The sequence below is a fragment of the Micromonospora sp. NPDC023633 genome, from assembly GCF_040640035.1.
Classification (GTDB): Bacteria; Actinomycetota; Actinomycetes; order Mycobacteriales; family Micromonosporaceae; genus Micromonospora.
In genome coordinates this window covers 1-19,668 of the sequence record NZ_JBFABB010000122.1, presented here as the reverse complement: position 1 = coordinate 19,668, position 19,668 = coordinate 1, and the positions used below count along the sequence as shown (strand labels likewise).

General features: G+C 74.9%; 16 protein-coding genes. 9 read left to right on the top strand and 7 right to left on the bottom strand.

Going from position 1 to position 19,668, the window contains the following annotated elements:
- The 3 genes from AB0G13_RS28150 to AB0G13_RS28140 all read right to left on the bottom strand — a co-directional run.
- A partial coding sequence (locus AB0G13_RS28150) for an FAD-dependent oxidoreductase (protein WP_357880450.1) occupies nucleotides 1-1,215 on the bottom strand: 1,215 nt, incomplete at its 3' end.
- Nucleotides 1,216-1,291: 76 nt separating this feature from the next.
- Complete coding sequence (locus AB0G13_RS28145; RefSeq protein ID WP_357880447.1) at nucleotides 1,292-2,731, bottom strand: FAD-dependent oxidoreductase; 1,440 nt, start codon at nucleotides 2,729-2,731, stop codon at nucleotides 1,292-1,294.
- Nucleotides 2,728-4,872 (bottom strand): molybdopterin oxidoreductase family protein, encoded by a 2,145-nt coding sequence (locus AB0G13_RS28140; protein WP_357880444.1) that lies wholly within the window; start codon nucleotides 4,870-4,872, stop codon nucleotides 2,728-2,730. The genes AB0G13_RS28145 and AB0G13_RS28140 overlap by 4 nt, the downstream gene beginning before the upstream one ends.
- Nucleotides 4,873-5,019: 147 nt before the next feature.
- Between AB0G13_RS28140 and AB0G13_RS28135 the strand changes: the two genes are divergently transcribed.
- The 7 genes from AB0G13_RS28135 to glmM all read left to right on the top strand — a co-directional run bounded on the left by AB0G13_RS28135 (nucleotide 5,020) and on the right by glmM (nucleotide 10,737).
- Complete coding sequence (locus AB0G13_RS28135) at nucleotides 5,020-5,736, top strand: methyltransferase domain-containing protein (RefSeq protein WP_357880441.1); 717 nt, start codon at nucleotides 5,020-5,022, stop codon at nucleotides 5,734-5,736.
- A 361-nt stretch (nucleotides 5,737-6,097) separates the two neighbouring features.
- The gene (locus AB0G13_RS28130) at nucleotides 6,098-6,355 is read left to right on the top strand and encodes a DUF6364 family protein (RefSeq protein ID WP_088998395.1); all 258 of its coding nucleotides are present in this window, start codon (nucleotides 6,098-6,100) and stop codon (nucleotides 6,353-6,355) included.
- Nucleotides 6,345-6,638 (top strand): type II toxin-antitoxin system PemK/MazF family toxin, encoded by a 294-nt coding sequence (locus tag AB0G13_RS28125; protein ID WP_357880438.1) that lies wholly within the window; start codon nucleotides 6,345-6,347, stop codon nucleotides 6,636-6,638. Before AB0G13_RS28130 ends, AB0G13_RS28125 begins: the two co-directional genes overlap by 11 nt.
- A 133-nt stretch (nucleotides 6,639-6,771) precedes the next feature.
- Nucleotides 6,772-8,148, top strand: coding sequence for a nitrate/nitrite transporter (locus AB0G13_RS28120; RefSeq protein WP_357880457.1), 1,377 nt, complete (start codon nucleotides 6,772-6,774; stop codon nucleotides 8,146-8,148).
- A 191-nt stretch (nucleotides 8,149-8,339) separates the two neighbouring features.
- Complete coding sequence (gene rplM, locus AB0G13_RS28115) at nucleotides 8,340-8,783, top strand: 50S ribosomal protein L13 (protein WP_154941857.1); 444 nt, start codon at nucleotides 8,340-8,342, stop codon at nucleotides 8,781-8,783.
- Between the two features lie 20 nt (nucleotides 8,784-8,803).
- Nucleotides 8,804-9,271 (top strand): 30S ribosomal protein S9, encoded by a 468-nt coding sequence (rpsI, locus tag AB0G13_RS28110; RefSeq protein WP_121399850.1) that lies wholly within the window; start codon nucleotides 8,804-8,806, stop codon nucleotides 9,269-9,271.
- A 110-nt stretch (nucleotides 9,272-9,381) separates the two neighbouring features.
- Entirely contained in the window at nucleotides 9,382-10,737 is a 1,356-nt protein-coding gene (glmM, locus tag AB0G13_RS28105) for a phosphoglucosamine mutase (RefSeq protein WP_357880435.1), read from the top strand.
- A gap of 155 nt (nucleotides 10,738-10,892) precedes the next feature.
- On the opposite strand, the gene AB0G13_RS28100 is transcribed toward glmM, so the two are convergent.
- Together AB0G13_RS28100 and AB0G13_RS28095 are read right to left on the bottom strand one after the other, a co-directional pair.
- The gene (locus tag AB0G13_RS28100) at nucleotides 10,893-11,543 is read right to left on the bottom strand and encodes an ABC transporter ATP-binding protein (RefSeq protein WP_357880454.1); all 651 of its coding nucleotides are present in this window, start codon (nucleotides 11,541-11,543) and stop codon (nucleotides 10,893-10,895) included.
- A gap of 101 nt (nucleotides 11,544-11,644) precedes the next feature.
- A complete protein-coding gene (locus tag AB0G13_RS28095; RefSeq protein WP_357880432.1) occupies nucleotides 11,645-14,479 on the bottom strand; it encodes an FtsX-like permease family protein in 2,835 nt (944 codons plus the stop codon).
- A 95-nt stretch (nucleotides 14,480-14,574) separates the two neighbouring features.
- Between AB0G13_RS28095 and AB0G13_RS28090 the strand changes: the two genes are divergently transcribed.
- Nucleotides 14,575-15,180, top strand: coding sequence for a helix-turn-helix transcriptional regulator (locus tag AB0G13_RS28090; RefSeq protein WP_357880429.1), 606 nt, complete (start codon nucleotides 14,575-14,577; stop codon nucleotides 15,178-15,180).
- A 20-nt stretch (nucleotides 15,181-15,200) separates the two neighbouring features.
- Here the strand turns inward: AB0G13_RS28090 and AB0G13_RS28085 are convergent, their stop codons facing one another.
- Complete coding sequence (locus AB0G13_RS28085; protein WP_357880426.1) at nucleotides 15,201-16,397, bottom strand: pyridoxal phosphate-dependent aminotransferase; 1,197 nt, start codon at nucleotides 16,395-16,397, stop codon at nucleotides 15,201-15,203.
- Between the two features lie 204 nt (nucleotides 16,398-16,601).
- Here AB0G13_RS28085 and glmS point away from each other — a divergent pair, with 204 nt between their 5' ends.
- Nucleotides 16,602-18,515, top strand: coding sequence for a glutamine--fructose-6-phosphate transaminase (isomerizing) (glmS, locus tag AB0G13_RS28080; RefSeq protein ID WP_357880423.1), 1,914 nt, complete (start codon nucleotides 16,602-16,604; stop codon nucleotides 18,513-18,515).
- Between the two features lie 63 nt (nucleotides 18,516-18,578).
- On the opposite strand, the gene AB0G13_RS28075 is transcribed toward glmS, so the two are convergent.
- The coding region (locus AB0G13_RS28075; protein ID WP_357880420.1) for an alpha/beta hydrolase at nucleotides 18,579-19,668 on the bottom strand (1,090 nt) is incomplete at its 5' end.

Here is a 19,668-nt window from a genome sequence, read left to right as displayed (position 1 = left end):
GCCCGCGCCCGCCGCGCCGGCGGGCGCGAGCAGTGCCAGCGGGGGAGCGGGCAGCGGGCCGCCCACGCTGGCCCGCAGCGTCGGGTACGCGCTGGCGTCGCCGACCAGCACCCCGCCGAGCAGGGTCTGCGCGTCGTCGGAGAGGACCAGCTTGGCGTAGACCCGGGTGGCCGGGTCGGTGAACGTCACGTCGAGGCAGCCCGGCGTGGTGCCGTGCGCGTCGCCGAACGAGGCCACGTCCACGCCGAGCAGCTTGAGCTTGGTGGCGGTGTCCGCGCCGGGGAAGGTGGCCGCCCCGCCGACCAGCCGGTCGGCGACCACCTCGGCCATCGCGTACCCGGGGGCGACCAGGCCGTGGCAGGTGCCGTCGACGGCCGCGCACTCGCCGACCGCCCAGATCCGCTCGTCGGCGGTCCGGCAGGCGTCGTCGACCAGCACGCCGCCGCGCGGGCCCAGGGCGAGACCGGCCGCTCGGGCCAGCTCGTCACGGGGCCGGATGCCGGCCGCGACCACCACCAGTTCGGCGTCGACCACGCTCCCGTCGGCCAGCTCCAGCCCGGCGACCGTGCCGTCCGGGCCGGGCCGGAGGGCGGTGGTGGCGACGCCCAGGTGGGTGGCGACGCCCAGCTCGTCGACGTACCGGCGGAGCATCGCGCCGCCGGCCGTGTCGACCTGCACCGGCATCAGCCGGGGCGCGTACTCCACCACGCTGGTGTGCAGCCCGAGCAGCCGCAGCGCGTTCGCCGCCTCCAGCCCGAGCAGCCCGCCGCCGACCACCGCCCCGGTGCGCCGGCCGCGCGCGTGCTCGCGGATCGCCTCCAGGTCGGCCAGCGTCCGGTAGACGAAGACCCCGGGCAGCGTCGCGCCGTCCACCGGCGGCACGAAGGCGTACGAGCCGGTGGCCAGCACCAGGGCGTCGTACGGGTGCTCGCCGGTCGCCGTGCGCACCAGCCGCCGCTCCCGGTCGATCCCGGTGGCCGGCTCGCCGAGGCGCAGCTCCACCCCGTCGTCGGGGGTGTGCAGGTTCAGCTCCTCGGTGCCGACCCCGTCGAAGAACGCCGAGAGCCGCACCCGGTCGTACGCCGGGCGGGTCTCCTCGGCGAGCACGGTGACCCGCCACCGCCCCTCGGGGTCGCGGGCCCGCAGCGCGTCGACGAAGCGCTGCCCGACCATGCCGTTGCCGACGACGACCAGCCTGCCGCTTCGCTCGCTCATGACGGCACTCCGCTTCGCTGCGTGCCGTCATGAGGCACCGTCGCACCGAGCCTGCCGATTCGCTCGCTTCGCTCGCTCATGACCGCACCTCCACTGAATCCACTTCGGACAGCCAGCCGACGATGCCGGCGACCGCGTCCCGGCAGCCGCCGCATCCCGTGCCGGCGCGGGTCGCGGCGACCACGGCGTCGACCGTCCGGGCCCCGGAACGCCAGCAGCCCACCAGCGCTCCCTTGCTGACGTCGTTGCACTGGCAGACGGTCGCCGCGTCCGGCATCAGCGCCGGGGTCGCGGCCTGCGCGCCCGCCGTCGCGCCGAACGCCCGGCCGAGCAGCAGGGAGCGCCGGTCGGCCGGCACCGGCTGGCCCCGGTCGAAGAGCTGGATGACCGTGCCGACCGCCGGGTTGTCGCCGAGCAGGATCGCGGCGGTCAGCCGCTCGTCGCGGATGCGCAGCCGGGCGTACGTGCCCCGGGCCGGGTCGGCGAAGGTCAGCTCCTCGCCGGTGCCGCCGTCGCCCGGGTCGCCCATGGCGGCGAGGTCGATGCCGGCCGCCTTGAGCCGGGTCACCGCGGGCCGGGCCCGGTAGCGGGCCCCGGCGTCCTCGCCGGTGAGCACCTGCGCCACCACCCGGGCCTGCGCCCAGGCCGGGGCGACCAGGCCGGTGAGCGCGCCGTCGTGCTGGGCGCAGTCGCCGATCGCCGAGATCCGCGGGTCGCCGGTGCGCAGCCGGTCGTCGACCAGCACGCCCCGCTCCACGGGCAGCCCGGCCGCGCGGGCGAGGGCGGTGTCGGGGCGTACCCCGCAGGAGAGGACCAGCAGGTCGGCGGTGAGCGAGCGGCCGTCGGCCAGGTCGAGGCGTACCCCGTCGACGTCCGCGACCACCCCGGTGGCCGCGACGGCCAGGTGGGTGGTCACCCCGAGGCCGGCGAGCGTGCCGGCCAGCACGGCCGCGCCGGCCGGGTCGAGCTGCCGTTCCATCAGGTACGGCACCGGGTGCACCACCCCGACGTCGAGGCCCCGGGCGGCGAGCGCGCGGGCCGCCTCCAGCCCGAGCAGCCCGCCGCCGAGCACCAGGGCGCTGCGCGCGCCGTCGGCCACGGCGAGGATCCGCCGGCAGTCGTCCAGGGTGCGGAAGGGCACCACCCGCGCCGGCAGTTCGGACCCGTCCAACCCGGGCAGCGGGGGCACCACGGCCCGGCTGCCGGTGGCGAGCACCAGGTGGTCGTACGCGACGCGGTCGCCGTCGTCGGTGTGGACCGTCCGGGCGGCCCGGTCGATGGCGGTGACCGTCACCCCGGTACGCAGGTCGACGCCCTGCCCGGCGGCCTCGGCCAGCTCCACGTCCGGCTCGCCGATCCTGCCCGCCAGCAGGGTGGAGAGCATGATCCGGTTGTACGCCCGGTGCGGCTCCGCGCCGAGCACGGTGACCTTCCGGTCCCCGCCCCGGGCGTGCAGCTCGCCGGCCAGCCGGGAGCCGGCCATCCCGTTGCCGATGATCACGATTCGCTCGGTCATGGCCGGTCCACCCTCTCCAGCCGGACGGCGCAGATCTTGAACTCCGGCATCCCGGAGACCGGGTCGACGGCGTCGTTGGTGACCGAGTTGGCCCGCGCGGCGCCGCCCCAGTGGAACGGCGCGAAGACGGTGTCCGGCCGGATGGCGGTGCTGAGCCGGGCGGGCGCGCGCAGCTCACCACGGCGGGAGACCACCCGCACCGGCTCGCCGTCGCCGATGCCGAGCCGCCCGGCCAGGTCGGGGTGCAGCTCGACGAACGCGTCCGGGGCGGCCCGGCGCAGCGCGGCGACGCGGCGGGTCTGGGTGCCCGACTGGTACTGCGCGAGCACCCGGCCGGTGGTGAAGTGCAGCGGGTACTCGGCGCACACCTCCTCCGCCGCCGGCCGGTGCTCCACGGCGCGGAACCGGGCCCGCCCGTCGGGGGTGGCGAAGCGGTCGGCGAAGAGCCGGGGGGTGTCCGGGCCGTCCTCGGCCGGGCAGGGCCAGAACACCCCGTCGCGCTCGTCGATCCGCGCCCAGCTCACCCCGGCGTAGTCGGCGGTCCCGCCAGCCGAGGCCCGCCGCAGCTCGGCGAAGACGACCCGCGGGTCGGTGGGGAACCGGCCCGCCGGGGCAGCGGCGCCGGACCGGTCGGCGGCGGCCAGCCGGTCCGCCAGACCGGCGAGGATCTCCAGGTCGGTACGGACGCCGGCAGGCGGTGGGCGCAGCGCGCGGCGGCGCAGCACCCGGCCCTCCAGGTTGGTCATCGTGCCGTCCTCCTCGGCCCACTGGGCGGTGGGCAGCACCACGTCGGCGAGGGCGGCCGTCTCGGAGAGCAGGAAGTCGGCGACCACGAGCAGGTCGAGGTCGCGCAGCCGGCGCTCGATCCGGGCGGCGCGGGGCGCGGAGACCACCGGGTTGGAGCCGAAGACCAGCAGCGCCTTCGGCCCGGCGGGCGTGCCCAGCGAGTCCAGCAGCTGGTACGCCGGCACGCCCGGCCCGGGCAGCTCCTCGGCCGGCACCCCCCAGACCCCGGCGACGTGCTCCCGGGCGGCCGGGTCGTCGATCTTCCGGTAGCCGGGGAGCTGGTCGGCCTTCTGCCCGTGCTCCCGCCCGCCCTGCCCGTTGCCCTGCCCGGTGAGGCAGCCGTAGCCGGAGCCGGGGCGGCCGGGCAGCCCGAGGGCGAGCGCCAGGTTGACGAAGCCGGTGACCGTGTCGACGCCCTTGGCGTGCTGCTCGGCGCCGCGCGCGGTCAGGATGATCACGCGCTCGGCGGTGCCGAGGGCCCGGGCGGTCGCCTCCAGGTCGGCCACCGGCACCCCGGAGAGCGCCTCGGCGCGGGCCGGCCACCAGCCGGCGACGGCGCGGCGGACCGCCTCGAACCCGGTGGTGCGGTCGGCCACGTATTCCCGATCGACCCAGCCCTCGGTGAGCGCGACGTGCAGCAGCGCGTTCGCCACCGCCAGGTCGGTGCCGGGCAGGGGTTGCAGGTGCAGGTCGGCCTGGCGGGCGGTGGCGGTGACCCGGGGGTCGACCACGATCAGCCTGCCGCCGCGCTCGCGCTGCTCGGTCAGCCAGCGCACCAGCGGGGGCATGGTCTCCGCCGGGTTCGCGCCGACCAGCAGCAGCGTGTCGGCCCGGCCCAGGTCGGCCAGCGGGAACGGCAGGCCCCGGTCGATGCCGAAGGCGCGCGTCCCGGCCGCCGCCGCCGAGGACATGCAGAACCGTCCGTTGTAGTCGATGTGCCTCGTGCGCAGCGCCACCCGGGCGAACTTCCCCAGCGCGTACGCCTTCTCGTTGGTGAGCCCGCCACCGCCGAAGACGGCCACCGCGTCCCGCCCGTGTCCTGACTGGACGGTGCGCAGGCCGGTGACGATCCGGTCGAGGGCGGCGTCCCAGCTCGCCGGGCGCAGCTCGCCGCCGACCGGGTCCCGCAGCAGCGGTGTGGTCAGCCGCTCGGGGTGGTCGAGCAGTTCGGCGGCGGTCCAGCCCTTCTGGCAGAGGCCGCCCCGGTTGGTGGGGAACTGCCGGGAGAGCACCGTCACCCGGGCGGGCTCCTCGCGCAGCGTCATCCCGCACTGGAGGGCGCAGTACGGGCAGTGCGTCGCCACCTCCCGGGGCGTCGGCCCCGCTCCGGTCGCCGCGTGTGCACCGTCTGTCATGCCGGCAAAGCGTGCCGGGGGGCGGTTTCCGGTCCGGGTCCCGTTTGTTTCGGTCCTGTCAAGAGCCGCTCACACCGCACGGGGGCACCGGGCCGACTCGCGGCGTTTACAATATGGGAAAACTGTCCTGATATTTGGGAGGCACGGATGGACGTGGCCGAGGTCTTCGACGCGGTGGCCGGCAGCTACGACGAGGCCCGCCGGCGCCTGGTGCCCTGCTTCGACGCCTTCTACGGCACCGCCGTCGAGGTGGCCGCGCCGCCGCTGCGGACCGCGCTCGCCGCGGGGCGTACCCCCGAGGTGCTGGACCTCGGCGCGGGCACCGGGCTGCTGTCGCTGCTGCTCGCCGCGGCGGTGCCGGGGGTCCGGCTGACCCTGGTCGACGCCGCGCCGGCCATGCTCGCCGTCGCCGCCGACCACCTGCGCGCCCGCGGGGTGGCGCACCGGACGGTCCTGGCCGACCTGGCCGACCCGCTGCCGGCCGGCAGCTACGACGCGGTGGTCAGCGCGCTGGCCGTGCACCACCTCGACGACGCCGGCAAGCGCGAGCTCTACCGGCGGGTGTCCGCGGCGCTGGCGCCCGGCGGCGTCTTCGTCAACGCCGAGCAGGTCGCCGGCCCCGCCCCGGCGCTGGACCGGCGCTACCACGAGGTGTGGCTGGCGCAGGTGGCCGCGCTGGGCTCCGACGCCGACGAGGTCGCCGCCGCCGAGGGCCGGATGGCGTACGACCGGCCGGCGCCGGTCGCCGCGCAGTGCCGTTGGCTGGCCGAGGCGGGTCTGGTCGACGTCGACTGCTTCTTCAAGCAGTGGCGGTTTGCCGTGTTCGGCGGCCGACGCGGGCCCGACGCCGAGGCGGCCGGCTGACCGGGCGGCCTCGGGGACCGGGCATGTGGATGTGCGGGACTGTCGAGCTGCCCCTGTAGGTGGGGCGGTGCCCGGGCGCGGGACTGTCGAGCTGCCCCCGTGGATGGGGACCGGCTCCGCTGGTCGCACAGATGGGGCAGCTCGACAGCGCCCGCCCAAGGCTGGTCGGCGCCCTCGCCGTACGCGGTGACGAGGCGGCCGACGACCGGGCGGCCGCGCCGACAGGGGACCGGGCGGGCGCGGGGTGATGCTGGCGCGTGTCGACCACATTCCGCGAGGGCTGGCTGGTTGATTTGTCTGGTTCGCCGACCGGCGGCAAGCGGGATGACTGGCGGTCATACCGATGGGTAGTCTGCGTGGCATGACTGCCAAGGTGACCCTGTCGTTCTCGGACGAGACGATCGAGGAGGCCCGGCGGTTCGCCAAACGCGAAGGGCTCTCCCTGTCGGCGTGGATGGACCAGGCGGCCCGGGAGAAGGCGCTGCGCGAGGTCTTCACCGCGCACGCCGCCGCCGTCGGCCGCGCCGGGCTCGACCTCGAAGCCGCCGCCCTCGCGGACGCCCGGGAGGTGGGCATGGTCGACGACGTGCTCTTCGGCGGACGCCCGCGTGCTGCGTAGGGGCGAGGTCTGGCGCATCGACGGCGCCCGGGAACGGCTCGGGCTGGTGATCAGCTCCGACGTCTACAACTCCACCGACGTGCCGATCGTGATCGTGGCCGAGGTGGTCGAGGAGGCGCTGCTGCGCGACTCGCCCCTGGCGGTGCCGATGGGCGTCCACGTGGTGATGCCCGACCGGATCTCCTCGCCGATGAAGAAGTGGTTCACCGAGTGCGTGGACGTCGCCGACACCGAGACCATGCTCCGGGTCGGCCGGGCGCTGCGCATCCTGCAACAGCTCTGACATCTCACCGGTGACATCCGCCCGCGGTGCGGTCTCCGTTTCCGGCCCGACCCGCGGCGGGCACGGTCGGGTAACCCCCGGTTCCTAGCGTTCCTCCAGGTCGCACCGACGAGGAGGAGTCGCCGTGAGCACACTGGCCCCCACCACACCCCCGCCCGAGGCCGCCCCGCCGGCCGCCGCCCGCCGGCACCGCATCGACGACTGGCGGCCCGAGGACCCCGAGTTCTGGCGTACGACGGGGGCGCCGGTCGCCCGCCGCAACCTCTGGGTCTCGATCCTCGCCGAGCACGTGGGCTTCTCCGTGTGGAGCCTCTGGTCGGTGATGGTGCTCTTCCTCGGCCCGGAGTACGGCATCGACCCGGCGGGGAAGTTCCTGCTCACCGCCGTGCCGGCCGCCCTCGGGGCGGCGCTGCGACTGCCCTACACGCTGGCCGTGGCCCGCTTCGGCGGACGAACCTGGACGATCGTGAGCGCGCTGCTGCTGCTCGTGCCGGCCGTGCCGATGACGGTGCTGCTGGAGCCCGGCGTCTCCTATTCGACCCTGATGGTGCTGGCCTGCCTGACCGGCGTCGGCGGGGGCAACTTCGCCTCCTCGATGGCGAACATCAACCTCTTCTACCCGTCTCGGCTCAAGGGGCGGGCGCTCGGGCTCAACGCCGGTGGCGGAAACCTCGGCGTGCCGGCGGTGCAACTGGTCGGCCTGGCGGTGCTGGCGACCGCGGGCGCCGCGTACCCCCGCCTGGTGCCGGCCGTCTACCTGCCGCTGATCGTGCTGGCCGCGTTCGCCGCGGCGCGCGGGCTGGACAACATCCCCGGGGCGCGCAACGAGCCCGGCGCGCTGCGCGAGGCCGCCCGCGATCCGCACACCTGGGTCATGTCGCTGCTCTACATCGGCACCTTCGGCTCCTTCATCGGCTTCGGCTTCGCCTTCGGCCAGGTGCTCCAGCTCCAGTTCGCCGAGCGCTTCCCGACCCCGGTCGACGCCGCCTGGCTCACCTTCCTCGGCCCGCTGACCGGCTCGCTGGTCCGGCCGGTCGGCGGGCACCTCGCCGACCGCCTCGGCGGGGCCCGGGTGACCTTCTGGAACTTCGTCGCGATGGCGGCCGGCGCCTCGCTGGTGCTCTTCGCCGCCCGGGAGCGGTCGTTCGGGCTCTACCTGCTCGGCTTCCTGTCGCTCTTCGTCTTCTCCGGGATCGGCAACGGCTCGACGTACAAGATGATCCCGGCGATCTTCCGGGCGCGGGCGACGGCCGAGGTGGACGCCGGTCGGCGGGAGGCGGCCGCGGCGCAGCGCTGGGCCGGGCGGATGACCGGCTCGCTGATCGGCATCGCCGGTGCGGTCGGGGCCTCCGGCGGGGTGCTGGTGAACATCGCCTTCCGGCAGTCGTTCCTGACCGGGGGCAGCGCGGACGCGGCGTACGTCGCCTTCATCGCCGCGTACGCGGTCTGTTTCGGGGTGACCTGGCTGGTCTACCTGCGGCCGGGCCCGCGCCGGCTGACCGGGGTGTGAGCCCCGCCATGTATCCTCGGGGGCCAGGTGGAGGCGGTACCCCGTTTTGACCTGCCGACGGGGCGGCGGGTATCGTTGCCTGCTGTTGTACGACATCCAGAGGCGTGCCGCCTGAGGTACGCTTGGTCGTTCGTGCGCGCCCGGTAACCTCGGCGCGCGACCCCAGACCGACGACGAGACAAGGTATACCTGTGCGTACGTACAGCCCGAAGCCGGGTGAGATCGAGCGTCAGTGGCACGTCATCGACGCCTCTGATGTCGTGCTGGGCCGCCTGGCCACCCACGCCGCCACGCTGCTGCGCGGCAAGCACAAGCCGACTTTCGCGCCGCACGTCGACACGGGCGACTTCGTCGTCATCGTGAACGCGGGCAAGGTCGCGCTGACCGGCAACAAGCGCCAGACCAAGATCGCCTACCGCCACTCCGGCTACCCGGGTGGTCTGAAGCAGGTCGGCTACGACGAGCTGCTGACCAAGCGTCCCGAGCGGGCCATCGAGCTGGCCGTCAAGGGCATGCTCCCGCACAACAAGCTCGGCCGTCAGCTCATCAAGAAGCTGAAGGTCTACGCCGGTGCCGAGCACCCGCACGGCGCGCAGCAGCCGGTGCCGTTCGAGATCAAGCAGATCGCGCAGTGAGCGCGGGCGAAGGAAACAGCATGACCGACATCACCGAGACCGAGGTTGCCCCCGAGGAGGCCACCGAGGCGCCGGCGCCCGTCGCCCGCGCGCCGCGTGGTGACCGCCCGATCCAGACCGTGGGTCGGCGCAAGGAGGCCATCGTCCGGGTGCGCATCGTCCCCGGCAGCGGCAAGATCACGTGCAACGGCCGTGACCTCGAGGCCTACTTCCCGAGCAAGGTGCACCAGCAGCTGATCAAGGATCCGCTGGTCACCGCCGAGAAGCCGGAGGCCTTCGACGTCATCGCCAACCTGCGTGGCGGCGGCACCACCGGTCAGGCCGGCGCGCTCCGGCTGGCCATCGCCCGGGCCCTGATCGTCAGCGAGCCGGACGACCGTCCGGCGCTGAAGAAGGCCGGCTTCCTCACCCGGGACGCCCGGGTCAAGGAAAGCAAGAAGTACGGCCTCAAGAAGGCCCGTAAGGCTCCCCAGTACTCGAAGCGCTGATCAACAGCTGCACGTTGTACTTCTGACGGACGGCCGGGTTCACCTCCCCTCGACGGGAGGTGGCCCGGCCGTTCGCCTTTCCTGGACCGTTTCATCGGAGGTTGGCGGGTATGGGCCGGTTGTTCGGCACGGACGGCGTACGCGGGCGGGCGAACGCGGATCTCACGCCTGAGTTGGCGCTGGCGGTGGCGGTGGCCGCCGCGCACACACTCGCCGAGTCGGACCGGAGCCATCCCCCGCTGGCCGTGGTCGGGCGGGACACCCGGGCCAGCGGCGAGATGCTGGAGGCCGCGGTGGTCGCCGGGCTCACCAGCGCCGGCGCCAACGTGGTCCGGGTGGGCGTGCTGCCCACCCCGGCCGTGGCGTTCCTCACCGCCGAGGCCAAGGCCGACCTCGGCGTGATGCTCTCCGCCTCGCACAACCCGATGCCCGACAACGGGATCAAGCTCTTCGCCGCCGGCGGGCACAAGCTGCCGGACGAGATCGAGATGCAGATCGAGGCGGCCGTCGAGGCGAACGCCACCACCGCCTGGAAGCGGCCGATCGGCGCCGGCGTCGGCCGGGTGCACGACCTGCTCGACGGCGCCGACCACTACGTGCAGCACCTGATCGGCACCGTGCCGCACCGCCTCGACGGGCTCAAGGTCGTGGTCGACTGCGCCAACGGCGCGGCGGCCGAGGTGGCGCCGGTGGCGTACCGGGAGGCCGGGGCCGAGGTCGTCGCCATCTACGCCGAGCCGGACGGCCTCAACATCAACGACGAGTGCGGCTCCAACCACATCGAGGCCCTGCGGGCCGCCGTGGTCGAGCACGGCGCGCACCTGGGCATCGCCCACGACGGCGACGCCGACCGCTGCGTCGCGGTGACCGCCGACGGCGACGAGGTCGACGGCGACCAGGTGATGGCCATCCTCGCGCTCGCCATGCGGGACGCCGGCACCCTCACCGACGACACCCTGGTCGCCACCGTGATGAGCAACCTCGGCCTGCGGCTGGCCATGTCCGCGCAGGGCATCCGGCTCCTGGAGACCAAGGTCGGCGACCGGTACGTGCTGGAGGAGCTGCGCGCGTCCGGGCTGGCCCTCGGCGGCGAGCAGAGCGGGCACATCGTGATGCCCGCGTACGCCACCACCGGCGACGGCGTGCTGACCGGGCTGCACCTGATGTCCCGGATCGCCGCCACCGGGAAGTCCCTCGCGGAGCTGGCCGCCGTGGTGACCAGGCTGCCGCAGGTGCTGATCAACGTCCCCGTCGGCGACCGCACGGTCGGCGCGGCCGCGCCCGCCGTCCGGGCCGAGGTCGAGCGGGCCGAGGCGGAGCTGGGGGAGACCGGCCGGGTGCTGCTCCGCCCGTCCGGCACCGAGCCCCTGGTCCGGGTGATGGTCGAGGCCGCCACCGAGCAGACCGCCCGCAGCGTCGCCGAGCGCATCGCCGAGCAGGTCCGCACCGCCAGCCCGACCGCCTGACCTTCCTCGTCGGCCCGGACCCGTCACCGGCGGGCCCGGGCCGACGACTTTTCTCAGCCGGGCAGCCGCGGTCGGAGACCTCGGCGGCGATCCGGCGTGGATGTGCGCCGAGGAGGGGCCGGCCTCGCCCCCGTCCGAGGCGTCCAAAAGCGCCCCTACAGGCGCAGGCCGGCGGCGCGCTGGAAGGTGGCCGCCGGGTCCTCGCCGTCGGTGAGGTCCACGTCCTCGACGATCCGTCCGTCGCCGAGGCGGATCAGCCGGTCGCACCGGGCCGCTATCGCCCGCTCGTGGGTGGCGAGCAGGATCGTCATGCCGTGCCGGTCGCGCAGGTCCAGCAGCAGGTCGAGGATCTGCCCGCCGGTGGCCGAGTCGAGGTTGCCGGTCGGCTCGTCGGCGAGCAGCAACCCGGGGGAGCCCATCAGCGCCCGGGCGATCGCGACCCGCTGCTGCTGACCGCCGGAGAGCTGGGACGGCAGGGCCCGCTCCCGCCCGGCCAGGCCCACCGCGTCGAGCAGCTCCCGGGCCCGGGCGGCGTGGTCGGCCCGCCCCCGGCGCGGCAGCATCGGCGCGATCACGTTGTCCAGCACGGTCAGCGCGGGCAGCAGGTGGTAGCGCTGGAAGACGAAGCCCACCCGCTGCCGGTACCGGGTCAGGGCGGAGCGGCCGAGCCCGGTGATCTCCAGGTCGTCCACCGTGATGGTGCCGGCGTCGACCTGCTCGATCGCGCCGATCATGTGCAGCAGCGTCGACTTGCCGGAGCCGCTGGCCCCGGTCAGTGCCACCACCGCCCCGGGCGGAATCTCCATGGACACGTCGTCGGCCGCGGTCACCTGCTGCGGGCCGGCCCCGAACCGTCGGACCAGCCCGGCGACCCGGACCGTGCTGCCCACCGTCGTCGTCTCCATCGTCACTCCTCCGCGAGCAGTCGTGCGGTCGGCAGCCGGCGCAGCAGCGCGGCCGGGACCAGGGCGGCCATCGAGGTGACCAGGACACCGGCCACCGCCACCAGCGCGGCGACCGTGACCAACGTGCCGGGCAGGGCGCCGACCAGCCAGGCCGCCCCGGCCAGCCCGAGGCTGGCGCCGGTGACCGCGCCGAGCAGTCCGAGGGCCAGCCCCTCGTACCCGATGAGGCGGCCCAGCGCGCCGTCGCTCCAGCCGACCGCGCGCAGGGTGGCCAGCTCGGCGGCCCGGTCCCGGATGTTCAGGTAGAGCACGTCGGCGACCGCGGCGGCACCGAGCAGCACCGTCGCGACGGCGGCCATGGTGTCCGCGCCGCGCACGCTCAGCGACACCGTGTCGCCGAGCAGGCTGCCGACGATGGCACCGCGGAACGCGTACCCGGCGGCGGCGACCAGGGTCAGCGCGGCCACCCCGATGGCCAGCGCACCGGCCCCGAGCAGGGTGCGGCCGGGCGTGCGGGCCAGGTTGGCCAGGGCCAGGCCGGCCAGGGTGCGCGGCCGGCGTACCCAGCGGGCCGTGGCCACCGCCGGGCGCAGCGCGGCGGCCGGGTGGGCGCGCGCGGCCCGCAGGGCCGGCGTCAGGCCCGCGACCAGCGCCAGCAGCAGGGCCACCGGTACGGCCAGCAGCGCCCGCCGCCATCCGACGTCGATGCCGAGCGCGGCCCCGAGCGGGACCGCCAGCGCCAGCGCGAGCAACCCGGCGGCCAGCCCGAGGACGGCGACCTCGCCGAGGATCAACGCGCCGAGCCGCCGGGCCGGCCAGCCCAGGCAGGCGAGCACCGCCAGCTCGGAGCGGCGGTCCCGGACGGCGGCGGCGACCGCGTTGCCGAGGAAGAGCGCGCAGACCACCAGCACCAGCACGAAGAGCACGACGCTCTTCCGGTCCACCGCCTTCGTGATCACCGAGGCGACCCCGAGCGCCGACCAGTTCTCGGTCAGCCGCAGCACCGGCCGGCCGAACGACCCGGCGGGCAGCTCCACGGCCTGCGGAGCCGGGGACGAGCCGAGCGTGATGTCGACGTCGAGCCCGGTGACCTGGGCGATCCGCTCGGCGACCAGCCGGACCTGTTCGGCGGCGTGCTCGCTGTAGCCGCCCACGTCGGCGACCCGGACCCGGATGGCGCTGATCGGGGCCCTCGTCTGCGGACTGCCGCCGCCCGCCAGCAACTCCGGCACGCTGGTCAGGGTGGTCAGCAGCAGCGGCGGGGCGGCGAGGTAGCCGGCGGGATTGCCGCTCGGCTCCAGCGACTGCCCGCCCAGCGCGTCCCGGCTGGCGGCGTCGGCGCCGGCGGCCCGCGGCGGCTCGTACGTCTCCAGCGGGACCTTGCCCAGGTCGCTGAACCCGGTCAGCTTCTCCGGGTCGAAGACCCCCACCGCCCGCCAGTCGCGCCAGAGGGGTTTCTTGGGGGTCGACTTCTTCAGCGGCAGCTCGCGCAGCGGGCGGGCACCGACGTCCTCCGTCAGCCAGGGACGCGGGTACGGGTTGAAGTCCTGGTGCCCACCGTAGAGCTCGGGGGCGGCCGGCGGGAGCGGACGGACCCGTAGGGTGCCGTCGGGGAGCCGGTCGTACTCCGCGGGCCCGGCCTGCACGATGTCCTGGAGCTGGCCGAAGCAGCAGCCGGTCGGGGAGAGGCCCTCGGCCAACCGGGAACGCCAGCCGGAGACGACGTCGGCGCTGGCGTCCCCGGCGGGGATCGCCGGCCCCCGCCGCAGCTCCCGCTCCAGATCGGCCAACGGCACGCCGCCCGGGCGTGCGGCGGGCAGCCGCGTGGCGTCGACGCGCAGCTCCTCGTCGAGGAAGGGACGGCTGGTCGTGAGGACCGGGACGGTGAAGTGGCCTCCCCCGCGTCCCTCGATGACCGAGTCGTCGGGACGGAGCGCCCGCCCCTCGACCACCGTCCCGGCCAGGCCGACGAGTCGGTCCTCGGCGGCCGGGTCCACCGCGGCCAGCAGGAAGGGCACGGTCAGGTTGTACTTGATCCGGAGCCGATCCGAGGTGGTCACGTAACCCGGCCCGTGACCCTCCCCGTCCGCGAGGACGTTGACGTGGGCCTCGAACCGGCCGTCGGGCAGCAGCCGCACAGCCATCACCGTCCAGTCCTCCCGCTCCGAGTAGGCGCCCAGACTGCCCATGTAGTGCCGCCGGTCGCAGATCGAGTGGGTGCGGCCGTCGGGCAGGACCTCGCGGGGGGAGGGACCACACTTGTCGTCCCAGGGGTAGCTCCGGCCGTCGGTGTAGGGGGTGGCGTCGGCGCTGGAGACCCCGTCGTTGCTGGCGTGGATGATCGGGTGCTTGGTGACGTACAGGTACCGGGCGCGGCCCGGGGCGGTGGAGAGGCCGCGCTCGGCGACGAAGCGCGGGTCGATCCGGATGACCTGCCGGTCGAGCGAGCGGTCGACGGCGTCGGTCAGGTCCATCGCGGTGGCGACGGGGGCGGTCGAGTAGCCGAGCATGGCGATGGGGGCGGCGACGTCCACCCCGGTGAGCGCCTTCACCTGCTCGTACTGCGCGGTGGTGATGCCGCCGAAGAGGCCGGAGAGGTAGTTGGGCTGGACCAGCCGCCGTTCGGCCTCCAGCGGGGTGCGCGCGCCCTTCGGGCGGACCAGGATGTCGTAGGCGGCGTCGGTGTGCCGCTCGACGGAACCGGTGACGTCGAGCCGGGAGGTGGTGGTGGCGCCGGTCAGGACGACGAAGCCGGTGGTCGCCACCAGCACGCCGAGCAGCAGCGCCACCGACCGTCCCGCACGGCCGCGAAGCTGCTTCCAGATGATGTTGAGCATGTCGCGCCTCCCCGTGTGCTGAGCACACTGTGCGCGATACATTGTGACAATGCAAGGCCCCGTCGGCGCGAGCCCGGGCCGGATCGGAGTAGACGGTGGCGATACAGCACGCGGTCCTGGCCCTGCTGGCCGGCGGCCCCAGCTACGGATACGAGCTGAAGGGCGCCTTCGAGGAGGCGGTGGGCCCGCAGTGGGGACCGCTCAACATCGGGCACCTCTACCAGATCCTCGACCGGCTCTCCCGGGACGGCCTGGTGGTCGCCGAACGGCATCCCCAGCCGGTCAAGCCCGACCGGGTCGTCTACGAGATCACCCCGGACGGCCGGGCCGAGCTGGACCGCTGGCTCGCCGAGCCCAGCCCGCGCAGCGGCGGGTTCCGGGACGACTTCTTCCTCAAGGTGACCGCCGCGGCCCGCTCCGGCGAGCCGGCCACCGTGCGGACGGTGCTCGGCAACCAGCGCGCCCACCTGATGCGGGAGCTGCGCAACCTCGACGGGCTGCGCCGCCGGGCCGGCGACCCGGTGGTCGGCCTGCTGCTCTCGGCGGCGAGTCGGCACGTCGAGGCCGACCTGGCCTTCGTCGACGACGCGGAGGGGGTGCTGCTCGCCGACGGCGGCGCGGTGCTCGCCCGGCTCCGGGCGCCCCGCTCCGAGGGGGCGCCGGCGGAGCGGGGGACCGGCCCGGCCCGGGCGGCCGGCTGACGGTCAGGCGTACGCGCCGGTCACCGCGCGTCCGTCAGCCGGCGCAGCCGGCTGACCGCCTCGGTCAGCACCTCCGGGCGCTTGCAGAAGGCGAAGCGGATGAGGCGCCGGCCGGCCTCCGGGTCGTCGTAGAAGACCTGCGTCGGGACGCCGACCACCCCGCACCGCTCGGGCAGGGAGCGGCAGAACTCCACCCCGTCCCGCCCGCCAAGCGCGGTGACGTCGGCGGTGACGAAGTACGTCCCCTCCGGTGGGAGCACCTCGAACCCGGCGTCGGTCAGCCCGCCGACGAGCTGGTCCCGGCGGGCCTGCATGCCGTCCCGGAAGCCGGTGAAGTAGTCGTCCGGCAGGGCCAGCGCCGCCGCGACCGCCGGCTGCAACGGCGCGGCGTTGACGAAGGTGAGGAACTGCTTCACCCGCAGCACCGCCGAGACCAGTGCCGCCGGCCCGCTCACCCAGCCGACCTTCCAGCCCGTGCAGGAGAACGTCTTGCCGGCCGAGGAGATGCGCAGCGTCCGCTCGCGCATGCCGGGCAGCGTGGCCAGCGGCACGTGCGGAGCGGACGCGTCGGTGAAGACCAGGTGCTCGTACACCTCGTCGGTCACCGCGTACGCGCCGTGCTCCTGGCACAGTTCGGCGACCAGGGCCAGCTCGTCGGGGGTGAACACCTTGCCGGTCGGGTTGTGCGGCGAGTTCAGCAGCACCAGCCGGGTGCGCGGGCCGAACGCGGCGCGCAGGGCGGCCGGGTCGAAGGCGTACCGGCCGTCGGCGGCGGGCCGCAGCGTGACCGGGCGCCGGACCGCGCCGGCCAGCGCGATCGAGGCGGCGTACGAGTCGTAGTACGGCTCGAAGCAGACCACCTCGTCGCCCGGCTCGCAGAGCCCGAGGACGGCCGCGGCGATCGCCTCGGTGGCGCCCGCCGTCACCACGATCTCGCCGTCCGGGTCGTACTCCAGTCCCCAGAACCGGCGCTGGTGCGCGGCCACCGCCGCGCGCAGCGCCGGGACGCCCGGACCCGGCGGGTACTGGTTCTGCCCGGTGCGCAGCGCCTCCGCCGCGGCGGCGAGCATCTCCGGGGGGCCGTCGGTGTCGGGGAAGCCCTGGCCGAGGTTGACCGCGCCGGTGCGCACGGCGAGGGCGGACATCTCGGCGAAGATGGTCGTCCCGAACGGGCGCATCCGGGCCACCAGCGGGTCGACGTCGGCGGTGGTCGTCACGTCCGCCAGCCTACGGACTCCCGGCGCGGCTTCAACCCCTGCCGAGGCCGCCGCCGAGCGCCCGGAACCGTCGCCGGCGTCCTCTTCGCCCGGCGGAGCTATGTCACGAAGGGTGTCGCTTCCCCTCCGATCGCTCAAGTTGGGTGATCGTTTACCCGGCTTTCGCGCACGCGCGATGAGTGGAACTAGGTTAGGCTGCGGGACATGTGTGGAATCGTGGGTTACGCCGGCGCGCGCCCGGCGCTCGGCATCGTGCTCGACGGACTGCGGCGGCTGGAGTACCGCGGCTACGACTCGGCCGGCGTCGCCATCGTCTGCGACGGCCAGCTGTTGACCGAGAAGAAGGCCGGCAAGCTGGCCAACCTGGAGAAGGTGCTCTCCGAGCGGGCCGCCGAGGATCCCACGTCCTGCGCGGCCAGCCCGATCGGCATCGGGGACGGCACCACCGGCATCGGGCACACCCGCTGGGCCACCCACGGCGGTCCGACCGACCGCAACGCCCACCCGCACCTGGCCCCCGACGGCCGCGTCGCCGTGATCCACAACGGCATCATCGAGAACTTCGCGAAGCTGCGCGCCGAACTGGAGGCCGACGGCGTCCAGTTCACCAGCGACACCGACACCGAGTGCGCGGCGCACCTGCTCTCCGCCGCGCTGGCCGACCTGCGCGCCGCCGGCCACCCCGACGGGCCGCAGCTGCTCGCCGCCGGCATGCGGGTGGTCTGCCAGCGGCTGGAGGGCGCGTTCACGCTGCTCGCCGTCGACGCCGCGGTGCCCGGCGCGGTGGTCGGTGCCCGGCGCAACTCGCCGCTGGTGGTCGGTCGGGGCGAGGGGGAGAACTACCTCGCCAGCGACGTGGCCGCGTTCATCGAGCACACCCGGGAGGCGGTGGAGCTGGGCCAGGACCAGATCGTCCTCATCACCGGCGACACCATCGAGATCACCGACTTCGCCGGCCAGCCCGCCAGCGGCAAGGACTTCCACATCGACTGGGACTCCTCCGCCGCCGAGAAGGGCGGCTACGACTGGTTCATGCTCAAGGAGATCGAGGAGCAGCCGCAGGCCATCGCGGACACGCTGCTCGGCCGGCTCACCGACTCCGGCGAGATCATGCTCGACGAGGTCCGCCTCAGCGACCAGGACCTGCGCGACGTCGACAAGATCTTCATCGTCGCCTGCGGCACCGCCTACCACTCCGGCCTGGTCGCCAAGTACGCGATCGAGCACTGGACCCGGATCCCGTGCGAGGTGGAACTCGCCAGCGAGTTCCGCTACCGCGACCCGGTCCTCGACCGGTCCACGCTGATCGTCGTGATCTCGCAGTCCGGCGAGACGATGGACACCCTGATGGCGCTGCGGCACGCCAAGGAGCAGAAGGCCCGCGTCCTGGCCATCTGCAACACCAACGGCTCCACCATCCCCCGGGAGTCCGACGCGGTCCTCTACACCCACGGCGGGCCGGAGATCGCCGTCGCGTCCACCAAGGCGTTCCTCACCCAGCTCGTCGCCTGCTACCTGATCGGCCTGCACCTGGCCCAGGTGCGCGGCATCAAGTTCGCCGACGAGGTGGCCGCCGTGGTCGCCCAGCTCCAGGAGATGCCGGGCAAGCTGCGCGAGCTGCTGGACCGGATCGAGCCCGTCCGCGAGCTGGCCCGTGACCTGAAGGCCGAGCCGACCGTGCTCTTCATCGGCCGGCACGTGGGCTACCCGGTGGCCCTGGAGGGCGCCCTCAAGCTCAAGGAGCTGGCGTACATGCACGCCGAGGGCTTCGCCGCCGGCGAGCTGAAGCACGGCCCGATCGCGCTGATCGACAAGGGCACCCCGGTGATCTGCATCGTGCCCTCGCCGGTCGGCCGGGGCATGCTGCACGACAAGGTGGTCTCCAACATCCAGGAGGTGCGGGCGCGCGGCGCCCGGACCATCGTGATCGCGGAGGAGGGCGACGAGGCGGTCGTCCGCTACGCCGACCACCTGATCTACGTCCCGCGTACGCCGACGCTGCTCGCGCCGCTGGTCACCACCGTGCCGTTGCAGGTGCTGGCGGCCGAGATCGCCGCCGCCCGGGGGCACGACGTGGACCAGCCCCGCAACCTGGCCAAGTCGGTCACGGTCGAGTAGCCGTACCGCCCCGTGCCGGGCCCCGTCCACCGCGTCGGTGGGCGGGGCCCGCCGCGTCCGGGGTCAGCGCCCGAGCACCACCCGGGCCATCCCGTCGAGGGCCGGGTTGTCGGCCGCCCAGTAGCCGGTGTGCCCGTGCCGGCCGCTGGGGAACGTACGCCCGCCGAAGCCCGGGTGGGACGGGTCCTGCCCGAACCACAGCTCGCGCTCCGGCGCGCCGAGCAGCGTCCCGATCGCCGGGCCGACCGGCGACGCGCCCAGCAGGGACCGGCGGGCCAGCTCGTCCGGCGGCCGGGCCCACCGGATGACGTCGTCCGGCGCGGTGCTCGCCCAGACCTGCCCGGGCGGCAGGCCCAGCTCGCCCGCGTGCGCGACCCCCACCCCGGGCGAGCCGACGAAGACCAGCGCGTCGGCGGCCAGCCCGTGGTCGCGGGCGGCCGTGCCGACCACCAGCGAGCCGTAGCTGTGCCCCAGCACGGTCTGCCGGCCCGGCGGGTCGTCGTGGGTCGCCCGCAGCCCCTCCTGGAACCGGTGCAGCGCCGGGCCGGCGTCCCGGGCCTGGCCCGGCCACGCCGCCTCGTGCAGGAAGTCGGGGGCGTCGTAGTCCAGCCAGAGCACCGCGGCGGCCTCCTCCTCGGGGGCGAGCGCGCCGCAGCGGGCCAGCACCCGGGCCGCCCGGCCCAGCTCGCCGGGCACGTCGTGGAGGCCGGCGGTCATCCCCGGCACGTAGGTCAGCACCCGGGTCGACCGGTCCGGGTTGCCCAGCGCCACCACCGCCCGTCCCTCGCCGGCCGTGCCCAGCCCCAGCAGGTAGGCCCGGGGCTGCTCGTCGCCGGCCAGGCGGGCGGCCAGCGCGTCCAGCCCCGCCAGCGACTTCCCGACGCGCGACAGCCCGGCCAGCTCGACCGGCCCGCGCGGCACCCGCTCCAGCAGCCGTCGCCGCGCGGCCAGCAGCTCCTCCCGCCGCGCCCCGAGCAGCAACCGGTTGGCCTGGTCGCGGGCGGCCACCGGCACCCCGTCGAGACGCCCGACCAGCCCCGGCTCGTGCGCGACCAGCCACCGGCGCTGCGCGGCGGTGAGCCCCGCCCACCACGCCCGCACGGCGGCCGGGTCGGTGCCGGGCGCCGGGCGGCCGGGCGGTGGCGGCTCGGCC

What these genes read in the sequence shown, in the direction of transcription:
- AB0G13_RS28095 (WP_357880432.1), bottom strand. Translation starts at nt 14,479, where the DNA reads ATGCTCAACATCATCTGGAAGCAGCTTCGCGGCCGTGCGGGACGGTCG.
- AB0G13_RS28140 (WP_357880444.1), bottom strand. Translation starts at nt 4,872, where the DNA reads ATGACAGACGGTGCACACGCGGCGACCGGAGCGGGGCCGACGCCCCGG.
- glmM (WP_357880435.1), top strand. Translation starts at nt 9,382, where the DNA reads ATGGGCCGGTTGTTCGGCACGGACGGCGTACGCGGGCGGGCGAACGCG.
- AB0G13_RS28135 (WP_357880441.1), top strand. Translation starts at nt 5,020, where the DNA reads ATGGACGTGGCCGAGGTCTTCGACGCGGTGGCCGGCAGCTACGACGAG.
- glmS (WP_357880423.1), top strand. Translation starts at nt 16,602, where the DNA reads ATGTGTGGAATCGTGGGTTACGCCGGCGCGCGCCCGGCGCTCGGCATC.
- AB0G13_RS28130 (WP_088998395.1), top strand. Translation starts at nt 6,098, where the DNA reads ATGACTGCCAAGGTGACCCTGTCGTTCTCGGACGAGACGATCGAGGAG.
- rpsI (WP_121399850.1), top strand. Translation starts at nt 8,804, where the DNA reads ATGACCGACATCACCGAGACCGAGGTTGCCCCCGAGGAGGCCACCGAG.
- AB0G13_RS28145 (WP_357880447.1), bottom strand. Translation starts at nt 2,731, where the DNA reads ATGACCGAGCGAATCGTGATCATCGGCAACGGGATGGCCGGCTCCCGG.
- AB0G13_RS28100 (WP_357880454.1), bottom strand. Translation starts at nt 11,543, where the DNA reads ATGGAGATTCCGCCCGGGGCGGTGGTGGCACTGACCGGGGCCAGCGGC.